Source organism: Wolbachia endosymbiont (group B) of Ischnura elegans, assembly GCF_947251585.1.
Classification (GTDB): Bacteria; Pseudomonadota; Alphaproteobacteria; order Rickettsiales; family Anaplasmataceae; genus Wolbachia.
Genome location: NZ_OX366371.1, coordinates 307,938 through 333,342, shown reverse-complemented (window position 1 = coordinate 333,342; position 25,405 = coordinate 307,938). Strand labels below are relative to the sequence as shown.

At 34.8% G+C, this 25,405-nt stretch carries 22 protein-coding genes and 1 pseudogene; 18 read left to right on the top strand and 5 right to left on the bottom strand.

Translation table 11 applies throughout. From position 1 onward, the window contains the following. Positions 1-633 precede the first annotated feature (633 nt). The 3 genes and pseudogenes from OPR58_RS01680 to mutL all read left to right on the top strand — a co-directional run. Entirely contained in the window at positions 634-1,578 is a 945-nt protein-coding gene (locus tag OPR58_RS01680; protein ID WP_265022222.1) for an IS110 family RNA-guided transposase, read from the top strand. Between the two features lie 661 nt (positions 1,579-2,239). Continuing rightward, on the top strand, positions 2,240-2,740 hold the full coding sequence (gene purE / locus OPR58_RS01675) for a 5-(carboxyamino)imidazole ribonucleotide mutase (RefSeq protein ID WP_007302433.1): 501 nt from the start codon (positions 2,240-2,242) through the stop codon (positions 2,738-2,740). Next, positions 2,740-3,711: pseudogene (gene mutL / locus OPR58_RS01670) on the top strand (DNA mismatch repair endonuclease MutL); the annotation flags it as partial. The gene purE and the pseudogene mutL, both read left to right, overlap by 1 nt. Before the next feature lie 73 nt (positions 3,712-3,784). Here mutL and OPR58_RS01665 read toward each other — a convergent pair. Beyond that, a complete protein-coding gene (locus tag OPR58_RS01665) occupies positions 3,785-4,744 on the bottom strand; it encodes an IS5 family transposase (RefSeq protein WP_265022212.1) in 960 nt (319 codons plus the stop codon). Positions 4,745-4,838: 94 nt separating this feature from the next. On the opposite strand from OPR58_RS01665, the gene OPR58_RS01660 reads away from it, so the two are divergent. The 10 genes from OPR58_RS01660 to OPR58_RS01615 all read left to right on the top strand — a co-directional run bounded on the left by OPR58_RS01660 (position 4,839) and on the right by OPR58_RS01615 (position 14,392). Further along, positions 4,839-5,000: a hypothetical protein gene (locus OPR58_RS01660; protein WP_265022860.1), complete on the top strand. Its 162-nt coding sequence runs from the start codon at positions 4,839-4,841 to the stop codon at positions 4,998-5,000. A gap of 171 nt (positions 5,001-5,171) precedes the next feature. Next, entirely contained in the window at positions 5,172-6,197 is a 1,026-nt protein-coding gene (gene hflK / locus OPR58_RS01655) for an FtsH protease activity modulator HflK (RefSeq protein WP_264375971.1), read from the top strand. A gap of 2 nt (positions 6,198-6,199) precedes the next feature. Next, positions 6,200-7,072 (top strand): protease modulator HflC, encoded by an 873-nt coding sequence (gene hflC, locus OPR58_RS01650; protein ID WP_265022859.1) that lies wholly within the window; start codon positions 6,200-6,202, stop codon positions 7,070-7,072. Positions 7,073-7,075: 3 nt separating this feature from the next. Continuing rightward, entirely contained in the window at positions 7,076-8,539 is a 1,464-nt protein-coding gene (locus OPR58_RS01645) for a DegQ family serine endoprotease (protein WP_265022858.1), read from the top strand. A 355-nt stretch (positions 8,540-8,894) separates the two neighbouring features. Continuing rightward, positions 8,895-9,047, top strand: coding sequence for a hypothetical protein (locus tag OPR58_RS01640; protein ID WP_265022857.1), 153 nt, complete (start codon positions 8,895-8,897; stop codon positions 9,045-9,047). Positions 9,048-9,139: 92 nt separating this feature from the next. Then, positions 9,140-10,099 (top strand): IS5 family transposase, encoded by a 960-nt coding sequence (locus OPR58_RS01635; protein WP_265022212.1) that lies wholly within the window; start codon positions 9,140-9,142, stop codon positions 10,097-10,099. A gap of 26 nt (positions 10,100-10,125) precedes the next feature. Continuing rightward, on the top strand, positions 10,126-11,352 hold the full coding sequence (locus OPR58_RS01630; RefSeq protein ID WP_265022856.1) for a collagen-like triple helix repeat-containing protein: 1,227 nt from the start codon (positions 10,126-10,128) through the stop codon (positions 11,350-11,352). 346 nt (positions 11,353-11,698) lie between these two features. Next, a complete protein-coding gene (locus tag OPR58_RS01625; RefSeq protein WP_265022855.1) occupies positions 11,699-12,205 on the top strand; it encodes a hypothetical protein in 507 nt (168 codons plus the stop codon). Beyond that, positions 12,196-13,320 (top strand): collagen-like protein, encoded by a 1,125-nt coding sequence (locus OPR58_RS01620; protein WP_265022854.1) that lies wholly within the window; start codon positions 12,196-12,198, stop codon positions 13,318-13,320. The genes OPR58_RS01625 and OPR58_RS01620 overlap by 10 nt, the downstream gene beginning before the upstream one ends. Positions 13,321-13,789: 469 nt before the next feature. After that, positions 13,790-14,392 (top strand): reverse transcriptase N-terminal domain-containing protein, encoded by a 603-nt coding sequence (locus OPR58_RS01615; RefSeq protein ID WP_265022360.1) that lies wholly within the window; start codon positions 13,790-13,792, stop codon positions 14,390-14,392. Between the two features lie 5 nt (positions 14,393-14,397). On the opposite strand, the gene OPR58_RS01610 is transcribed toward OPR58_RS01615, so the two are convergent. Continuing rightward, on the bottom strand, positions 14,398-15,618 hold the full coding sequence (locus OPR58_RS01610; RefSeq protein WP_265022853.1) for a recombinase zinc beta ribbon domain-containing protein: 1,221 nt from the start codon (positions 15,616-15,618) through the stop codon (positions 14,398-14,400). Between the two features lie 165 nt (positions 15,619-15,783). Between OPR58_RS01610 and OPR58_RS01605 the strand changes: the two genes are divergently transcribed. After that, positions 15,784-16,743, top strand: coding sequence for an IS5 family transposase (locus OPR58_RS01605; RefSeq protein WP_265022212.1), 960 nt, complete (start codon positions 15,784-15,786; stop codon positions 16,741-16,743). Positions 16,744-16,755: 12 nt separating this feature from the next. On the opposite strand, the gene OPR58_RS01600 is transcribed toward OPR58_RS01605, so the two are convergent. Beyond that, positions 16,756-17,571, bottom strand: coding sequence for a recombinase family protein (locus OPR58_RS01600; protein ID WP_265022852.1), 816 nt, complete (start codon positions 17,569-17,571; stop codon positions 16,756-16,758). A gap of 374 nt (positions 17,572-17,945) precedes the next feature. Between OPR58_RS01600 and OPR58_RS01595 the strand changes: the two genes are divergently transcribed. Both OPR58_RS01595 and OPR58_RS01590 read left to right on the top strand, forming a co-directional pair. After that, positions 17,946-19,229: a group II intron maturase-specific domain-containing protein gene (locus OPR58_RS01595; protein WP_265023152.1), complete on the top strand. Its 1,284-nt coding sequence runs from the start codon at positions 17,946-17,948 to the stop codon at positions 19,227-19,229. Between the two features lie 409 nt (positions 19,230-19,638). Then, a complete protein-coding gene (locus OPR58_RS01590) occupies positions 19,639-21,432 on the top strand; it encodes a reverse transcriptase/maturase family protein (protein WP_265022851.1) in 1,794 nt (597 codons plus the stop codon). Between the two features lie 56 nt (positions 21,433-21,488). Here the strand turns inward: OPR58_RS01590 and OPR58_RS01585 are convergent, their stop codons facing one another. Then, positions 21,489-22,955, bottom strand: coding sequence for an IS4 family transposase (locus OPR58_RS01585; protein WP_265023151.1), 1,467 nt, complete (start codon positions 22,953-22,955; stop codon positions 21,489-21,491). A gap of 161 nt (positions 22,956-23,116) precedes the next feature. On the opposite strand from OPR58_RS01585, the gene OPR58_RS01580 reads away from it, so the two are divergent. Then, positions 23,117-23,530 (top strand): hypothetical protein, encoded by a 414-nt coding sequence (locus OPR58_RS01580; protein WP_265022850.1) that lies wholly within the window; start codon positions 23,117-23,119, stop codon positions 23,528-23,530. 4 nt (positions 23,531-23,534) lie between these two features. Continuing rightward, positions 23,535-23,891: a hypothetical protein gene (locus tag OPR58_RS01575; protein WP_265022849.1), complete on the top strand. Its 357-nt coding sequence runs from the start codon at positions 23,535-23,537 to the stop codon at positions 23,889-23,891. Positions 23,892-23,912: 21 nt separating this feature from the next. Here OPR58_RS01575 and tnpC read toward each other — a convergent pair whose 3' ends face one another. Then, positions 23,913-25,256, bottom strand: a complete 1,344-nt coding sequence (gene tnpC / locus OPR58_RS01570) for an IS66 family transposase (RefSeq protein ID WP_265022247.1) — start codon at positions 25,254-25,256, stop codon at positions 23,913-23,915. Between the last annotated feature and the right edge of the window lie 149 nt (positions 25,257-25,405).

The window sequence follows — 25,405 nt, the reverse complement described above, 5'->3', positions numbered from 1 at the left end:
TACCAACTAGCTTTATTAAATATTATATCATAATATTTAATATACCAATATATTAATATTATATAATTTGTCAATAACTATAATGATATAATGATACTCAAAATTTTAAATTGACTATAATTTTTATCAAAATACTAGTAATTTCAAACTATTATTTTGTAAAAAACTTACTATTAAAGAGAATAAGTTGAAATTGCAAAGTTTAAAATACAGAAATAATCATTTTACAAACTCGTTTTAGAGACTGTACATGATCTCAAGAAAGGAATAAAGCAGGAGATAGAGTATGTAAATTATGAAAACAGAGCAAGATGAGTAGGAGAAAAACTGAGTAGAGTTCTGTAGAAAGAAACAAAATCAAGAAGATTTAGGATATATTTTACATAGTGTTACAGGTCCTAAAAAGTTGTAAGTTAAAAATGTGATATAAAAGAGATAAGAGGGAAAGATAACCCTACTCACTATAGGAATAGGGCTATCACGGGCGTGTGCGACCGAATGAAAGTTGGTATTACAACCGTAGCCATCAAGGTAAACTAGCCCCATCCCTCGATACGTTTGAATAGTTGCATGGGACATATGTATGCACCCGTTTACAATCTTAAATTAATTAAACTATCGAGGTTATTTATTATGATTACATCTTATCAAAATTTCATTGGCATTGATATCGGAAAATTTAAAAATGTTGCTGCAGCTTATAACCAAAGGAGCGCTATCAAGTTTGACAATGATGCTACTGGTTGGCAACAGTTGTTTCAAAAATTTTCAGATATCCTACCTAATTCTCTAGTAACTTTAGAAAACACTGGAAAATATGAGCTTGGCTTAGCACATTTTCTTGTTGATAAGAATGTTGCTGTACATCGAGCTAATACTCGTAAAGTAAAAAGTTTTATCATATCACATGGAACTTTAGCAAAGACAGATCAATCAGATGCAAGAGCCCTTGCTCAATATGGTTTTGAACGCTATAGTGCTCTATCTCTATTTGTGCCTATGTCAAAAGAACAAACCGCCTTAGTTGCACTCTGTCAACGTCGTGATGACATTACACAAATGAGAACTCAAGAGAAATGTAGGCTTGCAGCACCTGAAAACGACTATATAAAGGAAAGTTGCCAAAAAACAATAGACTTTTTTACCAGTCAGATAAATGAGTTCAACGATGCCATACAAAGAATTATTGATAAAAATCCAGAGTTACAAAAGCGTCAAAAGATCTTGAGAACAGTGCCAGGAATAGGTCTCAAGTTATCACAAGTTTTTGTGTGTCTAATGCCAGAACTTGGCCACCTAAACAAAAAAGAAGTTGCAAGTCTTGCTGGAGTTGCTCCACATCCAAAAGAAAGCGGTAAAACTATTGGTTACCGAAGGATAACAGGTGGTAGGAGCAATGTTCGTGCAAAGCTTTTCACAGCTGCTATGGCTGCTGCAAGATCTAAATCTGCACTTGGTGCTTTTTATTCTGATCTTATTGGTAGAGGTAAAAAGAAGATGGTAGCTATAACAGCTCTAATGCGAAAAATCATAGTAATTGCCAATGCAAGACTTAAAGAAGCAATTAATATGAAATAAAAAATCTGTATAGAAAATAGGTTAACGAATATGTGCGTCTACACACATTTAAAGCACATATTCGTTAACCATAAAATCTAAGCAGTGCTTGCTGTTTGATATAAATTTCTTTCTGTATAAACTAGGGTTTTTGTTGCCAAAATACATTTTTCAATTGAATAAAAATACAAAATTATCAACAAATGAGACTAAATTCAAAAAATTTTAAAAAACATAGTTGATGGCTTCAGTGAATCAACAATGTTTTCAAAATGGCAAGATTATTTTAACAAATGAAGTAAAAAACATAGCGGAAGTAAAGAAAGTGTTTTGAAACATATATAAAAAAGTAATTGCAAAGAAACAAATAAAAGGATGTAACTGTAGAAATCTTTGCCGTATTGTCAAAAGGTAAGTCTCTAATACTCTTATAGAAAAGTGTAGACAATTGTGATAAGCAAAATTCAATACTAGCTTACAAATCGTCTTTTTGCTTCCACCGCTTTGCTTCTAAAAAGATTATGAATAGACCCTTATATCCGAAATTTATACCCCTATATTTTAATATAGGGATTCATTTCAATTTTTAAAGTTTCTATTTAATAAGAATGCTATATCATATTCGTAATTTAATTTAAATATCTGTTGCTTCTGAAATACTATTTGGTTAGTAAATAAAATCATGTCTAATACAGAAAAAATGAAAAAGGATGTTGCTGTAATTATGGGAAGCGAGTCGGATTATGGCACTATGGTGCATGCTATTAACCTATTAAAAGAATTGGAAATTTCACATGATGTATTTATAATATCCGCACACAGAACACCAGAGAGACTCTTTAATTTTACTAAGTCTGCTCAAGAAAAAGGCTTTAAGGTTATTATAGCTGGTGCAGGAGGAGCGGCTCATTTACCTGGTATGACTGCATCGCTTACTTATTTACCTGTTATCGGTATTCCTGTGCATAGCAAGCAATTAAATGGGCTAGATAGTCTATTATCTATAGTGCAGATGCCAAAAGGTGTTCCAGTTGCAACAATGTCTATAGGAGAGAGTGGAGCATGCAATGCCGCTATTACTGCTGCATCTATATTGTCGATTTCTAATAGTGAAATTGCAGATAGATTAAAAAAATGGAGAGAGGGGCAAACTAAAGCAGTAAAAGAAAAACCAACATTATAATGGCAATAGTTCTTTTAGATACAAAAACCATAAATCGTATAGCAGCAGGAGAGGTAATAGAAAGGCCTGCAAGTGTGGTAAAGGAATTAGTGGAAAATGCAATAGATGCCAGAAGCTCAGAGATAGAAATTAAGATAGAAAGTGGTGGGCGTAACCTCATTACTGTAATCGATGATGGTAGCGGAGTAAAAAAGGATGATTTAGAACTTGCGTTTATGCGCCATGCTACTTCAAAATTGAGTGACAGTGAATTGATAGAGATCAAGCATCTTGGCTTTAGAGGAGAAGCTTTGCCTTCAATTGCAGCAGTAAGCAGAATAAAATTATCATCTAAGGCAAGCAAAGCAGATCAAGCATGGTCTATAAGGTATGAGGGGGGAGAAAAAATAGGAGAGCTTGTTCCTTATCCTTTATCGATAGGAACATATATTGAAGTACGAGATTTATTTTTTGCCACACCAAATAGACTAAAATTTCTCAAAACCGAAAGGGCAGAAACACAAAGCATTGTTGATATTGTAAACAACTTAGCAATGATCAATTATGGAATTGAGTTTACTCTTATCTCCGATAATAAGAAGCTTCTTAAGTATGCTAAGCAGAACTCATTATTTAGCAGGCTATGCGAAGTAGAAGAAGAATTTCATGAAAACTCTTTGCAAATTAGTGAAGAAGAAGATGGCATTAGACTTACAGGATACATCTGTAAACCTACTGTCAATCGTAGCAATTCAACTCAGATCTATACATTTGTTAATGGTAGACCAATTAAAGATAATCTACTTATTGGTGCAATTCGTTATGCGTATCACGACCTTATTCCAAGCAATAGATATCCTTTTGCAGCGCTGCACTTAGAGATACCGTATGATCAAGTTGATGTAAATGTGCATCCAAATAAATCAGAGGTAAGGTTTCAGAACAAGAGGCTAATATATGAAATAGTGAGAAGAGGGCTAATAAAAGCTATTAAAGAGAATAGATCTTGCAGAAACTGTATGGCTTTGTTGCATAGCACTGATAGGCATGTAAATCACAATGAACTTACGCAGCTAATTTAAATTTAGCCATACCAATATCAGTAAATTTGTTCAGTAAGTAGCACTTAATTAACAGCTCTTTTTCACGATTTACCTCTGATTTATTTTTCAAGCCAAACCCAAATATTTGCTTCAACCTATAGAAAAAGACTTCAATATAAGACCGTGCTCCATACTTAACTTTTTTCTTCCATTCATTAATACCATCTTCATAATTCTCATATGACCTAATTCTACTAATATACTTGTTTCTTTCTGATAAGTAGTCAGCTAAACAAATTTTAGTATCCTTCCTAGGGCGAATAATAGGCACAATATTGTATTTTCTGCATTCTTTATACACACTTTTTATATCATAAGCCGCATCTGCTCGAATAGAACAAATGTTATATTTATCACTGACTTCTTCTAACATATCGCAGACCGGCAAATAGTCTACAGCAACACCACTAGTGTAGTTCATGCTTATTGCTTTCTTATCATTTATGTTTAAAATAACATGTAATTTTCTTACTTGACCATAACCACTGTATTTTCTTTTTCGAATATTAAGCTTACTATGCCCACCGTTATTATTGTAGATACTAACTCTAGTGCTATCTACGGCAATTTCAACATTTTCCAGATCATCTTTATTGCTTCTATGGTCATCAATCTTCAAATTAAGCTTTTTAAATCTTCTGGAAGCTTGTGTATAGCTGATAATCTTAAGTTTTTTGCCTATTTGTACCATATAACCTTTTACAAAACCTACAGCTTGTCTCAAGCCAATTCTAAAAAGATGAACTATTATGTGTATTAAAATTACAACTTTATCACTATAAGTGTTATTGCCACCTGCAACTTTTGGACTATTTTCATACCAATTTTCTATGGCTTGATTAACAAAATGAAAAACATTTCCTCTTTTTTTTAGAAACTCATTATATTCTCTTTGGTTACTTACTCTCATTTTTTGTGGCATAAGTTATACTTGTTTGAAAAATGCCTATTTTACAACAAAATGCGTTAGTAACCATAAGCTTTTCTCCTTACAATAACCTCAACCAACACTAGCTATGCAACAAAGCCAAACTGTATTGGCCCAGAATGGAACAACAACGAATCATCTATCATCAGATCCTTTTAGTAGGTCTAGTCTTAAAAATGAATTTTATGGAAGAAGGTCGGATCCTTTTGAAAACCAGTTAATGAAAGATACTTATCAAAAACGACAATAAAGAATTCAAAAAAAGCCAGAAATTCTGTAGAATTGACCATATCATATAGAGAAAAAGGAAGTGTATGATCACATCCTTCACTCCGATCATTAATCTGCAAACAAAATAGTTTTGCATTTTTTGATAAGATTAAGTAACATCAGCGTATTAGTTATACAATTAATAATTTTTATGGATGAGCGTAATCCTTGGAATCTTGGAAAGAAACCGTCAGGTTCAAGTAATGAAGATATTTTAAGTAAAGCTGTGTCTGATATAAGATGCTTTTTTAATGGCTTAACCAGAAATAGAGGGAAAAAACCTTATTTCATCATTTTTATTGTTTTGTTGTTTTATCTTTGTACTGGTTTCTATATTGTCCATCCGAGTGAGGAAGGTATAGAACTTACTTTTGGCAAATATTCCAATACAGAAACATCTGGTTTGCGTTATCACTTTCCCTACCCTATTGGTAAGGTTTTTAAAGTAAATGTTAAAGAAGTAAATCGTGAAGAAATTGGGATAAGCAGCTCTTATGGGCGAGATACAGATCGTGGTGAAGGAGTGATGCTTACCGGAGATGAGAACATAGTCAACGTTAACTTTGAGGTCCAATGGAGAGTCAGGGATGCTAAAGATTATTTATTCAAAGTGCGGGATTATAAACCTGGTTTTAGCGTTAAAAATGCTGCTGAAAGTGCTATGAGAGAAATAATAGGTAAGAATACGATCTCTTTTGCACTCGAAGGTCAAGGCAGGGCTGAAATTTCCAGAGATACTATAATTTTATTGCAACAGATTCTTGATGGATATCAAATGGGTATAGAGATTTTATCCGTTCAAATGAAAAAAATTGATCCACCAGAAAAGGTGATTAGCTCATTTAGGGATGTACAAAGTGCTCGCGCAGATAAGGAGCGTACCATAAACGAAGCATACGCTTACAGTAATGATATTATACCTCGTGCAAAAGGTGAAGCAATAAAGATAAAATTAGATGCAGAAGCATACGAGAATGAAATAATAAATGAAGCAAAAGGTAATGCAAATCGCTTTTTATCTCTTTACGAAGAATATAGACAAAATCCTTCTCTTGTTAAGAATCGTATTTATCTTGAAACTATGGAAAATATTTTCAGCAAGGTAGATAAGTTTGTTATAACAGACGATCTGAAAGGTATGTTCTCTTATTTACCTCTTACAAATTTAGGAAAATAGCCATGAGTAGTAATATAAAAATTGTTTTTGCTTTTATATTTATTGTATTATTGATTGCCTTATCTAATTCAATCTTCGTTGTTCAAGAAACAAAACAAGCAATAGTTATACAACTCGGTAAAGTCGTAAAAGATGTTAGGGACAGTGGTTTATATTTTAAATTGCCATTTATAAATAACGTAGAATTTCTTGATAAGAGAATTTTAGATTTAAGTCCTGATAAAACTCCAAGGGAAGTGATAACTGCAGATCAAAAGCGTATTATAGTAGATGCTTATGCAAAATATAAAATAATAGATCCTATTACTTTTTATCAAACTGTGAAAAATGAATCAGGGCTAGTTAGAAGATTATATCCTGTCATAGAAGCTCACATAAGGGAGAATATAGGAAGATTTTCATTAATTAGTTTGTTGAATGAAAAGAGATCAGAAGTTATGCAATTAATTCAACGTGGAGTTTATTCTGAAGCTGGAAAATTTGGCATAGAGATAATAGATGTAAGAATTAAGAGAGCAGATCTACCAGAAGAAAATAGTTCTGCAATATTCCGCCGCATGCAAACTGAAAGAGAAAAGGAAGCAAAAGAAATTAGAGCAGAAGGAGAACAAGCTGGACAAGAAATTAGATCAAAAGCTGATAAATTAAAAAGGGGAATTGTCTCTAGTGCAGTAAAAGAATCACATGAAATAAGAGGCCGTGGTTATGCTGAAGCAACTAGAATCTATAATGAGGCATTCAAGGTTGATGAAGAGTTTTTTAACTTTTATCGCTCCATGAAAGCTTACAGTAAATCATTTGCTGAGGGTAATACTAAATTTGTGCTTTCACCAAATAATAATTTCTTAGATATTTTGAACAAGGGATGGAAATAGTTTATGAAAAGTAAAGCATTTATTTTATCTATATTTGCATATTTTTTAATTTCATTTTCTTCATATGCTAATCTGTTTGCAAAAACAGTTGCAGATCCTGTATGTAGTTGTAATAAAGGGCTTGCTGATATGGTGGAAGAACTTATTCCCGCAGTTGTAAATATTTCAAGTGAGCAAATAGTTAAGCAAGAAAATAACAGTAGAACTAAAATTCCCTTTACGCCAAGAAATAATTTCTTTGATGACTTTAGAGAATTTTTCGAGCATTTTGATCAATTTTTCGATAGAGCTCCTAGCATTAATAGAGAAGTGACGTTACTTGGGTCTGGATTTATTATAGATAAAAGTGGAACCATAGTAACCAACTATCACGTTATTAAAAATGCCCAAGATATTACAGTTACTATGAACGATAATACTTATTTCAAAGCAGAAGTTTTAGGCTATGATGCAAAAACTGATCTTGCTGTGCTTAAGATTAATTCTGATAAAGATCTTCCTTTTGTTGAATTTGGTAATTCTGATAAAGCAAGAGTTGGTGATACAGTTATTGCAATAGGCAACCCTTTTGGTTTGGGTGGCTCTGTAAGTACAGGAATTGTGTCTGCAAGATCTAGAGACATTAGTATTGGTACTATGAATGAATTTATTCAAACTGATGCTGCAATTAATAGAGGTAACTCAGGGGGACCACTATTTCATCTAAATGGAAAAGTTATAGGTATTAATACTGCTATTTATTCCCCATCTGAGTCTGGCGGTAACGTGGGTATAGGCTTTGCTATACCATCTAATCTAGCTATTTCAATTATTGATACATTAAAAAGTGGTAAAAAAATAAAACATGGTTGGCTTGGCGTGCAAGTTCAGCCTATAACAAAAGAATTTGCTGAATCCTTGAGTTTAAAAGATATCAAAGGTGCATTAGTTGCAAGCGTAGTAAAGGGCAGTCCTGCAGAGAAAGGAGGAATCAAAGTAGGTGATATACTATTAGAGTTTGACGGCAAAAAAATTGATAGAATGACGCAATTACCTCATATGGTTTCACGAACTGAGCCCGGAAAGAAAGTACAGGTTAAGTTACTTAGAAAAGGTAAAGAAGTCAATATCAAGGTTGCAATCGAGGAATCTACAAATGATGATTCAGGTAATAATCAAGAAGAAAATAAATCAACATCTAGTTATATAAGTGGTTTAACCGTTTCAAATTTGCCAAAAGAACTAAAAAAAAATGCACCCACAAAGGGTGTAGTAGTTACTAGTGTAGATAGTAGTAGTAATTCTACACTACGTGTTATTAAGAAAGGTGATATAATTATCCAACTAGATGGAATCGATATTAAAAATACTAATGATTTTCAAAAACAAATTGATTCAGCAGTCAAAAAAGACGGCAAAGATTCAGTAATGCTGCTTATTTACCGCAACGGCAATCAATTTTTCACCTCAATCAAATTGAAGAAGTAGCTATTTATCTAGCTGGTCATGAAAAAACTGCTTGACAATTTCCTCTATATCTTTTATCCTAAAGGTGAGAGTATTTTTATAGATTAATAGAATTCATTCCTATATTGAAAACCCTTGCAACGGGATTGCAGTGTCAGGCACTGGAATGACATCATATATCAGTGACAGAGCTGTAGTGGTAAGAAACTGGATGATATAAAGCCTTTTTATAATCAGTTTAAAAAGGATAACTTTCTTTCACAAATTAATTTATAACTAAATTAGTATAAAGCATAATCATATTTACTTATCATCATTATTAATCAATAATTAATACCCATAAATTAATTATATCTAATCGCAAAGGGAGGTGGAGATGCGTTTTAAACTAGAAAAAGAAGATATTCCACAAAACGATTGTAATAATAGAACTGGTCGTAGGATACCTGCACAAATAAGATTAAATAACAAAACAACATTTAGCCTGCCTAGTGTATCTTACATTATTCAGGATGGCTTTGTTGCATAGCTAGTGTTGGTTGAGGTTATTGTAAGGAGAAAAGCTTATGGTTACTAACGCATTTTGTTGTAAAATAGGCATTTTTCAAACAAGTATAACTTATGCCACAAAAAATGAGAGTAAGTAACCAAAGAGAATATAATGAGTTTCTAAAAAAAAGAGGAAATGTTTTTCATTTTGTTAATCAAGCCATAGAAAATTGGTATGAAAATAGTCCAAAAGTTGCAGGTGGCAATAACACTTATAGTGATAAAGTTGTAATTTTAATACACATAATAGTTCATCTTTTTAGAATTGGCTTGAGACAAGCTGTAGGTTTTGTAAAAGGTTATATGGTACAAATAGGCAAAAAACTTAAGATTATCAGCTATACACAAGCTTCCAGAAGATTTAAAAAGCTTAATTTGAAGATTGATGACCATAGAAGCAATAAAGATGATCTGGAAAATGTTGAAATTGCCGTAGATAGCACTAGAGTTAGTATCTACAATAATAACGGTGGGCATAGTAAGCTTAATATTCGAAAAAGAAAATACAGTGGTTATGGTCAAGTAAGAAAATTACATGTTATTTTAAACATAAATGATAAGAAAGCAATAAGCATGAACTACACTAGTGGTGTTGCTGTAGACTATTTGCCGGTCTGCGATATGTTAGAAGAAGTCAGTGATAAATATAACATTTGTTCTATTCGAGCAGATGCGGCTTATGATATAAAAAGTGTGTATAAAGAATGCAGAAAATACAATATTGTGCCTATTATTCGCCCTAGGAAGGATACTAAAATTTGTTTAGCTGACTACTTATCAGAAAGAAACAAGTATATTAGTAGAATTAGGTCATATGAGAATTATGAAGATGGTATTAATGAATGGAAGAAAAAAGTTAAGTATGGAGCACGGTCTTATATTGAAGTCTTTTTCTATAGGTTGAAGCAAATATTTGGGTTTGGCTTGAAAAATAAATCAGAGGTAAATCGTGAAAAAGAGCTGTTAATTAAGTGCTACTTACTGAACAAATTTACTGATATTGGTATGGCTAAATTTAAATTAGCTGCGTAAGTTCATTGTGATTTACATGCCTATCAGTGCTATGCAACAAAGCCATTCAGGATGACGCTACTGGTCAGCGTTTTGAAATTTTGGATTTGAAGCATGACGGTATACTAAACGACTTATCTCAAGAGCTACAACTAAAGCTAGAAAGCGTAAGAAATGATTACAAATTCGCTTTAGTTACTACCCCTGATCAACCTTATTATTATTACTATGATGGCAAAGATACTATGATAGATACTATTGATCGTATACCTCATGGTTACACAGATGGTTTCTATGTTAACGCATATAATCGTGAAAGCTGTAGTATTTATTATGAACTGCTAGAAAACAGGAAGGTTTTAATAGATCCAAAAGACATAATTAGTAGCGAAAATGTCAGTCTTATTTTGGAAGATCTTAAAAGTTCACCTGATAAAAGACTCAAAATAAAAATAGGAGACTATTTGTTTAAAGAATCAAGAAATATGTACAAAGGATATAGGAGCGCTCAGGTATATAATTTAACTGGTGGAAAAGTTGGCATATTGAATAATATCCTTTCAGTATTTACTCGTATAAGCAATACATTCCAGTTATTCCCTTTTCATGAAATGGAGAGCTTGAAAGCACAAGATACCTATTTCGCAGTAAAAAAGTTAGGCAATAGTTATGTTGGTTGCATATCGTATGAAAATAGCACATGCAAAAATTTTTATAATTTTAACCCTAATTCTTTTGGGTATGAGCACGACAATAGACCAGGTCCATATCCTTATTATTATAACTTAGAAAATTTTGATAACTTTTTGGAGGTTGATGTGAATATTCAAGAACATATAAATTTAGAAACAGAAATTGAACTTTTAAAACGCAAAATTGAAAGATTAGAACGTACTGGTGTACAAGGTCCTAAAGGTGAGCCAGGTGTAAGGGGACAAAAAGGTGATAGAGGCTTCGATGGAGCGCCTGGTCCTCAAGGTCCTCCAGGACAAAAGGGCGAACTAGGTTATACCGGTGCACCCGGTGAACCGGGGTTCACCGGCAACCAAGGTTCCAAAGGTGATCGAGGTTTTCCTGGTCCACGAGGTATACAAGGTCCTAAAGGAGAAAAAGGGAATCAAGGCACTAATGGAATAACTCCAAGTATTAGTCAAGTTGTTAGCGAATTTTCTTCTAACAGAGCCCATCTATATCCTTTAGCAGCAGCTATAATGGAAGAAGATCAGCGTAATTCCATGGGATTTTCAGAAAGAATAGCACATTTTTTTTGGTGAGCGTGTAAAGCGAGAAGATTCTTTAAAAGCTTTAGTTAAGGGCATACAAGGTCCTCCAGGCCAAAAGGGCGAACCAGGTCGTAACGGTGAACGGGGGTTAAAGGGCGAACAAGGTCCCAAAGGTAATAAGGGTGACCGAGGTTTTCCTGGTCCAGAAGGTTCTAAAGGAAATACTGGCTCAAAAGGTGAGAAGGGAGATGCCTCAAGTGCTATAGAAATTGCAACTGAATTAGTTACCAGTAAAAAAGCTGAGCTAGGAGAAGCAGTTCTTAACGCAAATGGTATCAAAGGTGAAAATCTTGCAACTCAGATTGCCGGTAAAATTAATCTTAATTCGCAGGAACTTGTGAATAAAATTGATGTAGCAAAACTTACTGAAGGAGTAGTAAGTAAACTTTCTTTAGAGGAAGCAAAAAACATTATAAAAGATACTGTGAGTAAGATAACAAGCGATGCCACAAAGAAAAATAATCCCGATCCTATAGCCTTCCAAAAATATGAAAAATTTGCAGAAAAGCTTGCTAAACTACTTGTTGATAGAAGCAGTATGAGCGAGATAGAAGCTCACAATCTTATAAAAGGTAAGGTGAGCGATTGGGCACTTGCTAAGTATCTTCTGCTTCATAGTGATTTAAATAAGCAGCCAAAGGCTCTAGAAATCGTGAAGCAAGAAATAGACAAGGAAAAATTAGTTGAGTATTTGCTTGAGTATGCCAAATTAAAAGGCGATGTGAATGCAGCAAAAACAATAGTTGAAAATATTGTTCATCAGTTCTTTGACACTCAAAAAGTAGGTGAATTAGGAAGAGCAGTACTAGAAGCAAAAGATGATCAAGTAAAAAAGTGCTGGTAAATGATCCAGTCTTACGTGAAGGAATAGCAGAAGAGTTGAGACAAAATCCAGGAAAGATAAAAGGTCCCAAAGGAGATACTGGTTCTAAAGGTGATAAAGGAGATACTGGAACAGATGGATTGCCAGGTGCACAAGGTCCTAAGGGAGAGCCAGGCATAAAAGGTGAGCCAGGTATAAATGGAACAAAGGGAGATATTGGTCCTAAAGGATTAGACGGAGCCATGGGAATAAAAGGTGATATGGGTGAGAAAGGAGAGATCGGAGCTCCAGGTGCGAATGGGTTGCAAGGTCCAGAAGGTCCTAAAGGATCAGATGGGTTGCCAGGTTCAAAAGGAGAGCCAGGTCTGAGGGGCTTCAATGGTACACAAGGTCTTACAGGTAATAAGGGTGAGCCCGGTATAGACGGATTAAAAGGAGATATTGGTCCTAAAGGATTAGACGGAGCCATGGGAATAAAAGGTGATATGGGTGAGAAAGGAGAGATTGGAGCTCCAGGTGCAAATGGATTGCAAGGTCCAGAAGGTCCTAAGGGAGAGCCAGGTCTGAGGGGCTTCAATGGTACACAAGGTCTTACAGGCAACAAGGGTGAGCCCGGTATAGACGGATTAAAAGGAGATATTGGTCCTAAAGGCATAAAAGGTGAGCCAGGTATAGATGGAATAGGTGCTACATTAGCTGATCAGTTTTTACGTGAGATAAGAAAAGCAAAAAATGAAACTCTGGATGCTAAAAAAGCAGCAGAGGCAGCTAAAAATGCTTCAGAAGGTTTTGCCAAACAAGCTAAAGATACGGAAGATAAGGTTAAAATACTACACAATCAAACAGTGAATCTTACAGGAGAAGCTGAAGATTCTGCTGATCAAGCACTTCAATCCGCAGAAAATGCGGAAGCATTGCATAGTAGCGTAAGAGATATGTTTTGTACAACAAATCCTGCAGATCAAGTTTGTAGTGCACGCAGAAGAAGGAGGGAAACTAAAAAATCATCAGTGACAAGCGGAGCAAGCAGACCAACTTCATTTATATCTCAAGTAATAAATTTCTTTTACCCTGCGGTAGGACAGGACGAATATAAAGTAGTGCGGCCCGAAGGTCATAAATGTCGTGATGGTTAAATTCCATCTCCCATAGCATCTGGGTAAAATCATGATCCACACCTTAAGAAAGTGGCAAATTCTCATGGTGTAAGCATGGATCAAAAGGGAGTAATATCAAACCTTATGATAAATCCTCTCGAGAAGAGTTAGATATGGCTACGAAAAGAAACTTATGTTTGAACTGTCGTTAATTCGAATATGCGAAATAAGGTTGAATACGCATATACCAAAAGGTATGAAGAAACGGGTAATTAGGATCGGCTTTTCCTGATTAAGATGCTTCCAATCTTCCGGCAGATAGTAAGAGCCTAAGTTTAACGAGAAACGATTTTATGGAACGGAGTAACTACATAGAAGCTCTTATTATTCTTTATTTTCAAAAGGATAACTAAGAAGGTAGCCAGCCGAATGCTCCTATGTAGAGGGATTGTCTAAGAAGCTAATGCCTAAGGTAATGTTTAGGATATGCAAACATAGACACTGTAGTTTGGAAGGTAAAGTTGTGAATAGTAGTGAATATGTTATGAGCCAACAAAATGTTAGGTATGAATGGAATGAAATTCCTTGGCGCAAGCTGGAGAAATCTTCATTTAAGCTACAAAAACGAATTTACCGAGCTTCACAATGTAATGATATCAAAAAGATGCATAATCTTCAGAGATTGTTACTCAGATCAACAAGTGCAAGAACGCTCGCTGTTAGAAAGGTAACTCAGGATAACAGAGGAAAAAAGACTGCAGGTATAGATGGAAAAGCGAATCTTAATCAAAAAGAAAGGTTACAATTAGTATATTCTTTGGATATAAGAGAAAAAGCAAAACCATCGAGACGAGTTTGGATTCCAAAACCTGGTAAGCCATCGGAGTATCGCCCGCTTGGTATTCCTACAATATCAGATCGAGCAAAACAAACACTTGTAAAAATGGTGATAGAACCGGAGTGGGAAGCAAAATTTGAGCCAAACACATATGGTTTTAGGTCTGGTAGGTCGTGTCATGATGCCATTGAAGCTATATTCATAGCACTAAAACAGAAAACAGCATTTTTACTGGATGCAGATATTTCAGGGTGCTTTGATTATGCATATTGATACTCCTATAAAAAATTTGGATTGTTGAGTTTACCATGTTTAAAATCCATAAGGATTCTAACAGTCTCTGGCGTATTCTCAAATAAATATTTTCCTCTGGTTTTACTGTCATCTTTTCGTACTTTGATTTGACCATTATTAATTCTATCATAAATCCAATGTGTAGTAACATTGAGGATTTTTGCAATTTGTGGAACGGTAAGATATCCAGATACTTTAAGCGGATGTGACTGATTCCTTGCTCGCATAATGTTATTTTTTAACCGAATAGTTTTTACTGTATTTTCTAAAACGATGTTTTTTGTGGGGGAGCGATGTCCCTGTTTTTCTAAGTACTTAGCAATTTCTGCATCTGTTTTACCTTCTTTACTTAACTTTATTATAGACTGTTCCATTTCTTTTGCTTTAGTCAACTCGCGAAAAGAGTTTACTGGAATGGGAACATGAGAAGTAGTAGTTTCGCCACCATGCCATATAATGCGTACCTGAAGACAATCGCGTCTGATTCTGTGTGCTACCACTTTATCAATGAGACAACGAAGAAAGGACTTTTGTTGTTGACGTGATAGAATTGATTCATACCAAATTTCAGGTAATCTTTTGCCTACATCTAAAAATACTGTTTTCAGTTCTTCAGGTAATTGAGGTGTTGGATCACTTGGACGCTGACGTTCGAACATAATTTCTGCTTGTTGGAGTTCTTTCAATGCTTTCTCCCAGCGTCTTTCAAGTTCTGCAGCTACAAGACGATTGTCAGGGTCTACTTGATTAAATTGTCTTTCTGCCAATCTAACTTGGTACTTTAGGCGCTCTAATTGTTGTAAATGTGCTTTATTAATTGCTTGCTCAGATTGCAATTGTGAGTTAATCGCCTGAGTATAAGCATCAAGCTCAATTTGACCAAGTGCAGCAAAAAATTTGGGAACTACTTCATTATCAATAATATCAGCTGGTAAAAGCTGACATACAGGTACACGATACTGCTGACGTAGATAGTTGCATAAATAACGATTTCCTCCTTTATACTGTACCAACATTTTATGTCCACATTCTCCACAATAAATTATTCCATGTAATAATGCTGCACCTGGTCTTGCTATACCACGTGTTTTATTGCGATCGTATTCTGCATAATTATCTTTTAGCATCATCTCAATCTTTGTAAAAGTTTCCCAATCTATGTAAGCTGAGTATTTACCTTTGATCAGAACTTTCCATTCCTCCATTGGTAATTTTTTTGTTGTTTTGTCAGCAGAAGATGGCTTATGGTATGTAGTACGGGAAGGCTTTGTTGCATAGCTAGTGTTGGTTGAGGTTATTGTAAGGAGAAAAGCTTATGGTTACTAACGCATTTTGTTGTAAAATAGGCATTTTTCAAACAAGTATAACTTATGCCACAAAAAATGAGAGTAAGTAACCAAAGAGAATATAATGAGTTTCTAAAAAAAAGAGGAAATGTTTTTCATTTTGTTAATCAAGCCATAGAAAATTGGTATGAAAATAGTCCAAAAGTTGCAGGTGGCAATAACACTTATAGTGATAAAGTTGTAATTTTAATACACATAATAGTTCATCTTTTTAGAATTGGCTTGAGACAAGCTGTAGGTTTTGTAAAAGGTTATATGGTACAAATAGGCAAAAAACTTAAGATTATCAGCTATACACAAGCTTCCAGAAGATTTAAAAAGCTTAATTTGAAGATTGATGACCATAGAAGCAATAAAGATGATCTGGAAAATGTTGAAATTGCCGTAGATAGCACTAGAGTTAGTATCTACAATAATAACGGTGGGCATAGTAAGCTTAATATTCGAAAAAGAAAATACAGTGGTTATGGTCAAGTAAGAAAATTACATGTTATTTTAAACATAAATGATAAGAAAGCAATAAGCATGAACTACACTAGTGGTGTTGCTGTAGACTATTTGCCGGTCTGCGATATGTTAGAAGAAGTCAGTGATAAATATAACATTTGTTCTATTCGAGCAGATGCGGCTTATGATATAAAAAGTGTGTATAAAGAATGCAGAAAATACAATATTGTGCCTATTATTCGCCCTAGGAAGGATACTAAAATTTGTTTAGCTGACTACTTATCAGAAAGAAACAAGTATATTAGTAGAATTAGGTCATATGAGAATTATGAAGATGGTATTAATGAATGGAAGAAAAAAGTTAAGTATGGAGCACGGTCTTATATTGAAGTCTTTTTCTATAGGTTGAAGCAAATATTTGGGTTTGGCTTGAAAAATAAATCAGAGGTAAATCGTGAAAAAGAGCTGTTAATTAAGTGCTACTTACTGAACAAATTTACTGATATTGGTATGGCTAAATTTAAATTAGCTGCGTAAGTTCATTGTGATTTACATGCCTATCAGTGCTATGCAACAAAGCCGTACGGGAACGCCCATAAACAAATGCTCCAGCATAGGCTGGGTTTTTAGTATTGAGGTAATTGCTGCAACAGTTGGCTTTTTCCACTGTAGTTCTTTGAAATTATTATATCTAGGAAGAGTTAGTTGATGATCATTAAAATGTCTTAAAACCTTTGATGCTGTTCGTTTTTCTAGAAAAGTTTCAAAAATAAGATTGATACGAGACTGAACTTCAAGGTTAGGATCCTTGCTCGCAGAACCATCAATGTTACGAACAAGACCAACTGGGAGAGATAAGGCTAAATCACCTCTGGTTGCTTTATTTAATAGTCCAGCATTTAGTCTAGCTCTTATAGTAGATAACTCCATTTCAGCAAGTTGCCCTTTCAGACCAAGTAACAGCCGACCATTAATAGTACCAGGACCATAAACACCATCCCGGTCAGCTATTAAACACTGTTTATAGCCACATATATCCAGTAAAGGATACCAGTCAGAACAATTACGTGATAAGCGAGTCACATCGTAGGAGAGAATAATTCCTACCTTTGATAAAGTGACTTTAGTGACAATCTCTTTAAACCCTTCACGCTTTTCAGCACTAGCACCAGTTAAACCAAGATCACTATCGATGATTACAACGTTATCAGCTTTCCATCCAAGGTCAATTGCTCTTTGTTTTAGTGCATACTGTAACTCCAAACTTTCTTGGTTGCTCAATGCTTGATGAGGTGTTGATTGTCTGATATAAATTATTGCTTCGCGTGCTAAATGTTGTGCTGTAATTAGCTCTGATGTACTCATAGATAACCTCTTTGGACACTAATAATATATTTTCTAAAACTTCTGACTTGAAACGTTGCGACATTTTCTGCCACACTTGACATGGTTTACATGGCATAATTTATACTCCTTTGCTAGAGAAACAAATTCGTATAATGAAGACCACGTTAACTTGCTGGTGAGAAAGTTTTGCTTACTAGCTAAGTTGGTAGCAGAAAACGGAATACGTAGAATGATGTAATTGCGATAAGTAACAAATACATTGTGGACTTTTGAGCTGACAGAAGATATTGGAAATGTTCTGCCAAATAGTGGATGTGTTGAATCTGTAACTGTAATTTCCTTAGTTACTTGATTATTGAAGAGGGTATTAAGGTGATTGATCGTTTGATAACATTAACCATAATGCATTACAAAAAAAGCTTAACACCACACCAACATTAACTAAAGTTATAAAAAGGTGGCTAAAAGCAGGAGTTATGGAAGGTAAAGCGTTTAGACCCACAAAGAGTGGTACAGTACAAGGCGGAACTATTTCACCTTTGTTAGCAAGTATAGCTCTACATGGGTTAGAATATTACCTAAAAATGGCATTGAGAAAGGAACTATTTGATTATCAAAAGAAAAAATATGGTAAAGCTTCACATAAACATGCTGGTCAATCACTAAGTGTGATTACTTATGCAGATGATTGTGTGATTCTCCATGAAAATGAGGAAATTGTTTTTAAGGCAAAAAATCTAACGGAAAGATGGTTAAATACCATTGGATTAGAGTTAAAGCCATCAAAGACAAAAATATCTCATACGTTAAAAACTTATGGAGGACAAATACCAGGTTTTGATTTTCTTGGGTTCACAATACGACAATACTTAACAAAACAAAGTAAGAAAGGTTATAAATTATTAATTAAACCAAGTCGCCTCTCTATAAAACAACATGCTAAAATCATTAAGCAAAAACTTAAAGAAATGCGTGCAGCACCTCAAGAAGCAGTAATTAAAAACCTTAATCCAGTTATTAGAGGATGGAGTCAGTATTACTCTTCGGTAGTGTCACATAAAGTATTTAGTTCTTTAGATCATGATATGCATGGAAAGCTTTGGAAATGGGCAGTCTTTAGACACTGTAACAAAGGGAAGCATTGGATTAAGAGAAAATACTTTCGAAAGAAAGATAACGATAATTGGAGATTTATGACGAATAACAATTTACTGCTTGTTAGGCACGTAGATCATGCCATAAGAAGGCATATCAAAGTGAAAGGATCTAGATCTTTATATGACGGAGATTGGTTATATTGGGCAAATCGCTTAAGTAAAGTTCCAGGAAAATCACCACGAGTAATAAAATTAATGAAGTTGCAACAAGGTAAATGTGATCAATGTCAACTTTGGTTCAAAAATGATGATATCCTAGAGATACACCATAAAGACCGGAATAGACGTAATAATATGAGCAAAAATTTATCCTTGTTGCATGGGCATTGTCACGACGAATTACATGGGAGTATGCATGAAAAGCGCCAAATTAGAGAGAAGCCGGATGATGGGAAACTGTGCGCCGTGGTACGCATTAAGAAATACTTAGCAGAGCTAAGCGGGGTTCAGAATAAATGGCCTCGAGGTGAACAACTAACTTTAACCCGAAAGGGAAGGAGGACAAGAGCATGTATGTAAAGCGAGAGTTATCTGAAGATGTGTAAGATAACGGCTTGCAACACCTGATCAATATGGTTAAAGCTAAACTGCTTGAATTCTAATCTTCAGGGGTGGGACTTCACATCCATGGGTATCGCATTTAAAACCCCATGTCTACGGTAAGCACAGATTAAACTTTCGTTTGTGTGACATTCTGGCTGTAGAACGATAAGTAGTGAACTTATTTAAGAGGATGAATGGAAAACCTAAGTTGATCTAGAACAGTTCTTAGTGACGGAACATGGGATGACCTAAGGAACGCGAGTTCTATGGTTACGGAGTCATCGTAGTAGTCGTGAAAGTAACGAATCACCGGGGAGCGTGGGAAAGCCACATACAGGGCAAAGGGTGACAGATAATTGAATGTTGAAATTGGGAGGTACGCAAGATGCGGAAAGCTGAAACAATACTTAACATTATACGTGAACGTGGACAAAGAAATTTGCCGGTTAAAAACGTATATCGCCTACTTTATCAGCGTGATCTTTACCTTCGAGCGTATGGCAAACTTTGTCGTAATAAAGGTGCTATGACAGAAGGTGTGACAACTGAAACAGTTGATGGTATGTCTTTGGAGAAAATCGATAAAATCATAGAGGATTTACGCTATGAGCGATATCGGTGGACACCAGTAAAACGTATCTATATTTTAAAGAAGAGTGGTAAACGCAGGCCGTTAGGATTGCCAACATGGTCAAATAAGTTACTTCAAGAAGTAATCCGATTAATATTGGAAGCCTACTATGAGCCTAAATTTAGTGAATGTTCACATGGATTTCGACCAAAGCGTGGATGCCACACTGCATTAAGAGCAGTAATGCAAAAAGGCAGAGGTACAAAATGGTTTATAGAGGGAGATCTCAGTGCATGTTATGACTCAATTGATCATACTATGTTGTTGAAAATACTGAGTGAAAGCTTCCAAGATAACCGTTTTATTCAGCTAATCAATCGACTGCTAAAAGCAGGATATATGGAAAATTGGAAGTACAATAAGAGTCATAGAGGGGTACCACAAGGTTCTATTATTGGTCCAATTTTGAGTAACATATTACTCGATCGGTTAGATAAACATGTGGAACATATACTAATACCAGCAAATAACCGAGGTAAGCGAAGAAAGACAAATCCAAAATATTTAAGGTTAACCATGCAAGTATCGATGATGAGAAAACAAGGGAACTGGGATCAAGCAAAACAACTGCGTCAATTAGTGCAGGGTATGCCATCTAAGGATTCTTGTGATCTAAATTATCGACGTCTTTGGTATGTTAGGTATGCTGATGATATTCTGGTAGGGTTTGCAGGACCAAAAAATGAAGCTGAACAAATTAAAAATGAGATTGCTAAATTCCTCAATGAGGAGCTCAAACTTATGCTTAATGAAGATAAAACGCTTATTACACACGCGTGTGATAGCAAAGCCAATTTTTTAGGTTATAAAATACACGTCTTGCATGCAGATGATAAACATGATCATCGGACACAACGATGTATTAACGGTAGTATTGGGTTACGTGTACCACATCATATAAAGCAGAAAAAGTGTTCTGAATATATGCGTTGTGGAAAGCCTATACATTTACCTCAACGTACACTTGATACAGCTTACAGTATTGTTGCTCAGTATCAAACTGAATATCGAGGAATTGTACAATATTACAAAATGGCCTACAACCTTCACACACTAAGTTATTTGAAGTATGTGATGGAAGTATCATTAGTAAAGACTTTAGCATCTAAATACAAAACAACTTGCAGGAAAATTTATAGAAAATTTGGTGCAATGATTGAAAACGACGAAGGTGAAAAACGAAAAGTCATCCAAGTCAGAGTAGATCGTTTATCATCAAAGATACCATTAATTACACACTTTGGTGCTGTGTCACTAAAATGGAATAAATGGGTAAGTATAAGTGATAACCTTATACCAATATGGAATAAGCGTAGTGAAATAGAGCAAAGACTATTGGCACAAACTTGTGAATTATGTAAATCACAAGAGCAGATTGAAGTACATCACGTACGTAAACTTGCTGATTTGCTAGGTAAACGTAATACTGAGCTACCGAAATGGAAAAAGAGAATGATTGAACGACAGAGGAAGACTCTTGTTGTTTGTCATGAATGCCATAAGAAAATCCAATATGGAAAATATGATGGTGACTCCTTAAAACGTTAGATTATTGGAGAGCCACGTGATACGGAAACGATCATGCGTGGTTCGGAGACTTACTATTACCCATAAATATAGGATTCATGAGCAAGTCTCCATCCTTCTGCTAAATCAAAGAGACGTTTCCATCCCTTCCACAAAGCTATAGGACCTGGTTCTAAGTCATTTTTGCGAGCTAAAAACCCTCCCAATTGAGCTACCCACCTCACGATTTTTCTTATGGGTGGTGGGGCTTCAGGATAGTTTTTTGTTTTTAGCATTTTTGTATACAAAACCTTCCACTCCTCATCAGTCAGTATGATAGTACAAGGAAGATTGGGATTTGTTCTAGCTACTAATGTAATAAAAAATATTCTCCATGCAATTATACTCATTATTGTAAGAAAGCGGATCAATCTATCTGCTGTTTGGAGTCTACATTCTTCAACTTTAAGACCGGATTTCAAAATTTTATGAAAGACCTCTATTCTCCACCTTAAGCAATACCATTGTATTTTTTCTACTGCTTCTTCAAAATTATTAACACTTATATTTGTCAATAAGATCCAGTTCATAGGTTCTTCGCCAAATGGGGAATACTTTTCTATAACATAGACAGCATTCAAATTTAAATTAGGAAGTTTTTGAGTCTTACGTCTAGCGTTGTTTTTTGATGCATTCATCACAAAGTTACTAAACTTTACTTCTAACACTGCTGTTCTTTTAGGCCTATTATCACGGGTAGGAATACTTATTTGAATTTCTCCTTGGCAAGGCATACGATTCATCAAATCCCACAACTTTTCACCACCTTTTTCAGAATAAGTTGATCTCTTGTTTACTGTTCTGTTTTGATTTCCTCTTACTACAAAAAGAGATTGATTAGTGGAAGCAACTTCAAATAAATCATAAATATCTCCTTCTCTATCGCAAACGGTAACTACCTTAACATCCTTTAATCCAGGGTGATTAGTAGAGTCTTTTAGTGATGCTATCCACCGTATGCTTTCTTTCTCTTCTATAGGAACAGCAGTGTTATGGCTTCTCCTTTTCAACTCTCTTAGGTCTTCAGCTAAGGGAGGTCTAGTACTAATTTTTTGATCTAATAATCCTATAGGTAGTCCTTCTGTTGTAACTGCAAATGTTGTATGCATCACTAATCCATGGGTTTTAAAATTGGTTGTTTCAGATCTTAATCTTGCTGCTATAATCCCTAATCCTTTGGCCTTTTTATGATTTTTATATGAAATATAACTCGTGTCTTGGATAGCTAAAATAGTTGAATATTCTTTAGCTCTTTCAACAGTTTTAACTATATGACTGTCTAATATCTTTCTTTCAGAAATGGCATCATTTTGAAAAAATCTATAAGCTGCTTTACTTTGATACCAATCTTTACAAGCTTGATTTATTGAACATTCAGGCGATTCAGCAAAACTATTAACTACTTTTAAAAGCCTTTTACTTAATCTTATATCGCCAAAATTAACAATCCCAAATTCACTTTCTGCCCATTCACTAGTTGAGGTATTTATACTTCCTTTCATCATATATTTCATTTTTAGACCATAGGTCTATTTATAGTACTAAATTGAATTAGTAAAATAGCAGCTTTTTACCATTTATATACTTATGGGTAATAGTAAGGTTTTGAAGTCGAGTGGGGAGAGGTGACTTTCCTCACTTAGATAACAAAAATGAAATACAGGAAGTGGCAAAAATAATAGATGCAGCAGATGTTATAACAAAATTTGAAGAAGTATTGGGAGCAACAGCTGTGAAATGTGGCATTTCAAAGAAAAGTCTAAATTTTGATCCAGTGGAACTGCAGTCAACCATTATCAATAAGTCATTACTTAATGATGAAAATCATAATGAGTTGTTGAAGTTCTTGTGTGTAACTGCAAAAAAATCACTCCCTAATTACAAACAAACTAGTAAATGTTTGTTTACTTTTAAAGATCATATGGAAAAAAGATTAAAAGACAATGAGCAGCAAAGAGCTTTCGTTAATACTGAAAAAATAGTGGCAAATAATGAGCAGCCAAGGAGTTTTATGAGTTATGTCTCTCCTCCTAGTAGCCTCAGTGCTATTAATCAGCAAGTTGTCGGTTATTTAAGGTAATATCATGGAAAAACATATATTTAAAATAGAGGATAAAAACCCGCTCTATAAAAAATTGATTAAACTTCCTGCTGAATATTATATATTAAACAAAAATAGTAAGGTTATCCATTCACATATTGGTACAATTAAAGTAGAGAATATTAATGGTTTAAAGTTAAAGAAGCAGGGAGATAAAATATCTTTATATGAAGGAAACTTACCCCTGCAGGCAGAAAGATCTGATGAAAGTGGAAACTCTATTAAAGAAGATCTTATTGTAGAACAAGAAGCTATAATAAGTACAAATAGAAACAATATTATAGAAAAGCTTGAATCAAAACCTATCTTGATTTCGCTTTACAACATAAAAGATAGGTAACCGTTCACGGAATATTCCCAATTAGGCAGGAATAGCGACTAAATTCTGTAGTTTCTGGACAGGATTCTGATCATTCAAACGTGCAGTCAAAAATATCGAAAGCATTCTTTCAATGAACTTTTCTCCACGTTCTGACCAAGTGAAAAAACTATTTTTACGATAAATGACGTACCGTCTAGCCTGACGTTCTGCAAGGTTATTGGTTGTCTCGATCAGATCAGGATTGCGCACGAATCTCCACATCATATCTTCAGAACGTAGTATATTGGCAGCCATTCTCGAGGCCTGAGTTCCTTTTGCAACCCTTGTTATCTCTCGCAAAAAATGTTTCACCCTTTTTCGAATCTTCCTCATTAACCGGAAAAATCTTAAATTGTCTATCAGGTTTTGTTTACGTGCTCTATCTACCACAAATACCCTGTTGCTCAGCGATTTTAATGCTGCGCCAATTCTGCTCACTTCAACATTTTTACTGTAAAAAAACCTTTCAAAGTCCCTTGCTAAATGGGCCCAGCATATCTGTCTGTTTTCACGATTAAAGTAATTATACGCAGCATACCTATCGCTTATAACTATTCCATCATACTCTGGCAATAGCCCTTTTAATATCTTCTTTCCGCGAGATCCAACTAACTTCATAAGTGTTGCTGTTTTATTCGTTACTACCCAACTCCAACCTTTCTTTCCCTGGTTCCTATGGCTTGTTTCATCTATATGTAAATACTTGCTTTTCCGTAGCTCTTCTCTTATTTTTTCGTATTCAGATATACATTTTTCTGATACTCTACCCTCGGTCTTTGATACCAAACCTAGGCTTATATTCAGATTAAATATGCTGCTCAAAATTTGCTGTACTTCCCTTTTTGAATTGATAAAAAATCCACTAAAACTGCTAATTACTGCTTTTGCATTAGCTCCTAAAAGATCCCTTGTCACACCTTCAGGCAGACTAGCTGAGATCCTTTTCTTACACGCCTTACAGTAGCCTTTTTGTAGCCTATATTCAGTCACTATCGGTTTAATTTTTGGCAATTCAACCTTTTGATGCACAGTTTCTTCTTCTAAAATAACTTGGCTTCCACACATGCAAATTGTATCAATTGAACATTTTACCACCTCATCTGCTACCATCAATTCCCGCTTGTGCGCTTCATGTCCTGGCTGCCCGCCTGGTTTTTTATCGCTCTTCTTTTTTGTCTTTTTGCGATATACATCTTGCGATGGTGGCAGCGATGAATTTTTTGAATTTAAACCCAGCTTATCCTCTAGCTCAATTATTTTTGTCCTTAACTTATCATTCTCTGCTTTCAGAGTACCAACTTCTGACTCCAATACCACAATCTTTTCTTGTAGCACCTCTATCATCAACCCCTCATCTATCTAGTTTATTGTTTTTTATACTAATTATGCAATTTTTGTAAACTACTTTCTTATACCGTGAATGGACAAAGTTGATAAGCCTAAACGCCATCATGTCTTTAGGAGAGTCTGCTAATGAAGGCTCTTAAGTTGAC

Excerpts from the sequence above, each read along its gene's own strand:
- OPR58_RS01680 (WP_265022222.1), top strand. The coding sequence starts at position 634 with ATGATTACATCTTATCAAAATTTCATTGGCATTGATATCGGAAAATTT.
- purE (WP_007302433.1), top strand. The coding sequence starts at position 2,240 with ATGTCTAATACAGAAAAAATGAAAAAGGATGTTGCTGTAATTATGGGA.
- OPR58_RS01665 (WP_265022212.1), bottom strand. The coding sequence starts at position 4,744 with ATGCCACAAAAAATGAGAGTAAGTAACCAAAGAGAATATAATGAGTTT.
- OPR58_RS01660 (WP_265022860.1), top strand. The coding sequence starts at position 4,839 with ATGCAACAAAGCCAAACTGTATTGGCCCAGAATGGAACAACAACGAAT.
- hflK (WP_264375971.1), top strand. The coding sequence starts at position 5,172 with ATGGATGAGCGTAATCCTTGGAATCTTGGAAAGAAACCGTCAGGTTCA.
- hflC (WP_265022859.1), top strand. The coding sequence starts at position 6,200 with ATGAGTAGTAATATAAAAATTGTTTTTGCTTTTATATTTATTGTATTA.
- OPR58_RS01645 (WP_265022858.1), top strand. The coding sequence starts at position 7,076 with ATGAAAAGTAAAGCATTTATTTTATCTATATTTGCATATTTTTTAATT.
- OPR58_RS01640 (WP_265022857.1), top strand. The coding sequence starts at position 8,895 with ATGCGTTTTAAACTAGAAAAAGAAGATATTCCACAAAACGATTGTAAT.
- OPR58_RS01635 (WP_265022212.1), top strand. The coding sequence starts at position 9,140 with ATGCCACAAAAAATGAGAGTAAGTAACCAAAGAGAATATAATGAGTTT.
- OPR58_RS01610 (WP_265022853.1), bottom strand. The coding sequence starts at position 15,618 with ATGGAGGAATGGAAAGTTCTGATCAAAGGTAAATACTCAGCTTACATA.
- OPR58_RS01605 (WP_265022212.1), top strand. The coding sequence starts at position 15,784 with ATGCCACAAAAAATGAGAGTAAGTAACCAAAGAGAATATAATGAGTTT.
- OPR58_RS01600 (WP_265022852.1), bottom strand. The coding sequence starts at position 17,571 with ATGAGTACATCAGAGCTAATTACAGCACAACATTTAGCACGCGAAGCA.
- OPR58_RS01590 (WP_265022851.1), top strand. The coding sequence starts at position 19,639 with ATGCGGAAAGCTGAAACAATACTTAACATTATACGTGAACGTGGACAA.
- OPR58_RS01585 (WP_265023151.1), bottom strand. The coding sequence starts at position 22,955 with ATGATGAAAGGAAGTATAAATACCTCAACTAGTGAATGGGCAGAAAGT.
- OPR58_RS01575 (WP_265022849.1), top strand. The coding sequence starts at position 23,535 with ATGGAAAAACATATATTTAAAATAGAGGATAAAAACCCGCTCTATAAA.
- tnpC (WP_265022247.1), bottom strand. The coding sequence starts at position 25,256 with ATGATAGAGGTGCTACAAGAAAAGATTGTGGTATTGGAGTCAGAAGTT.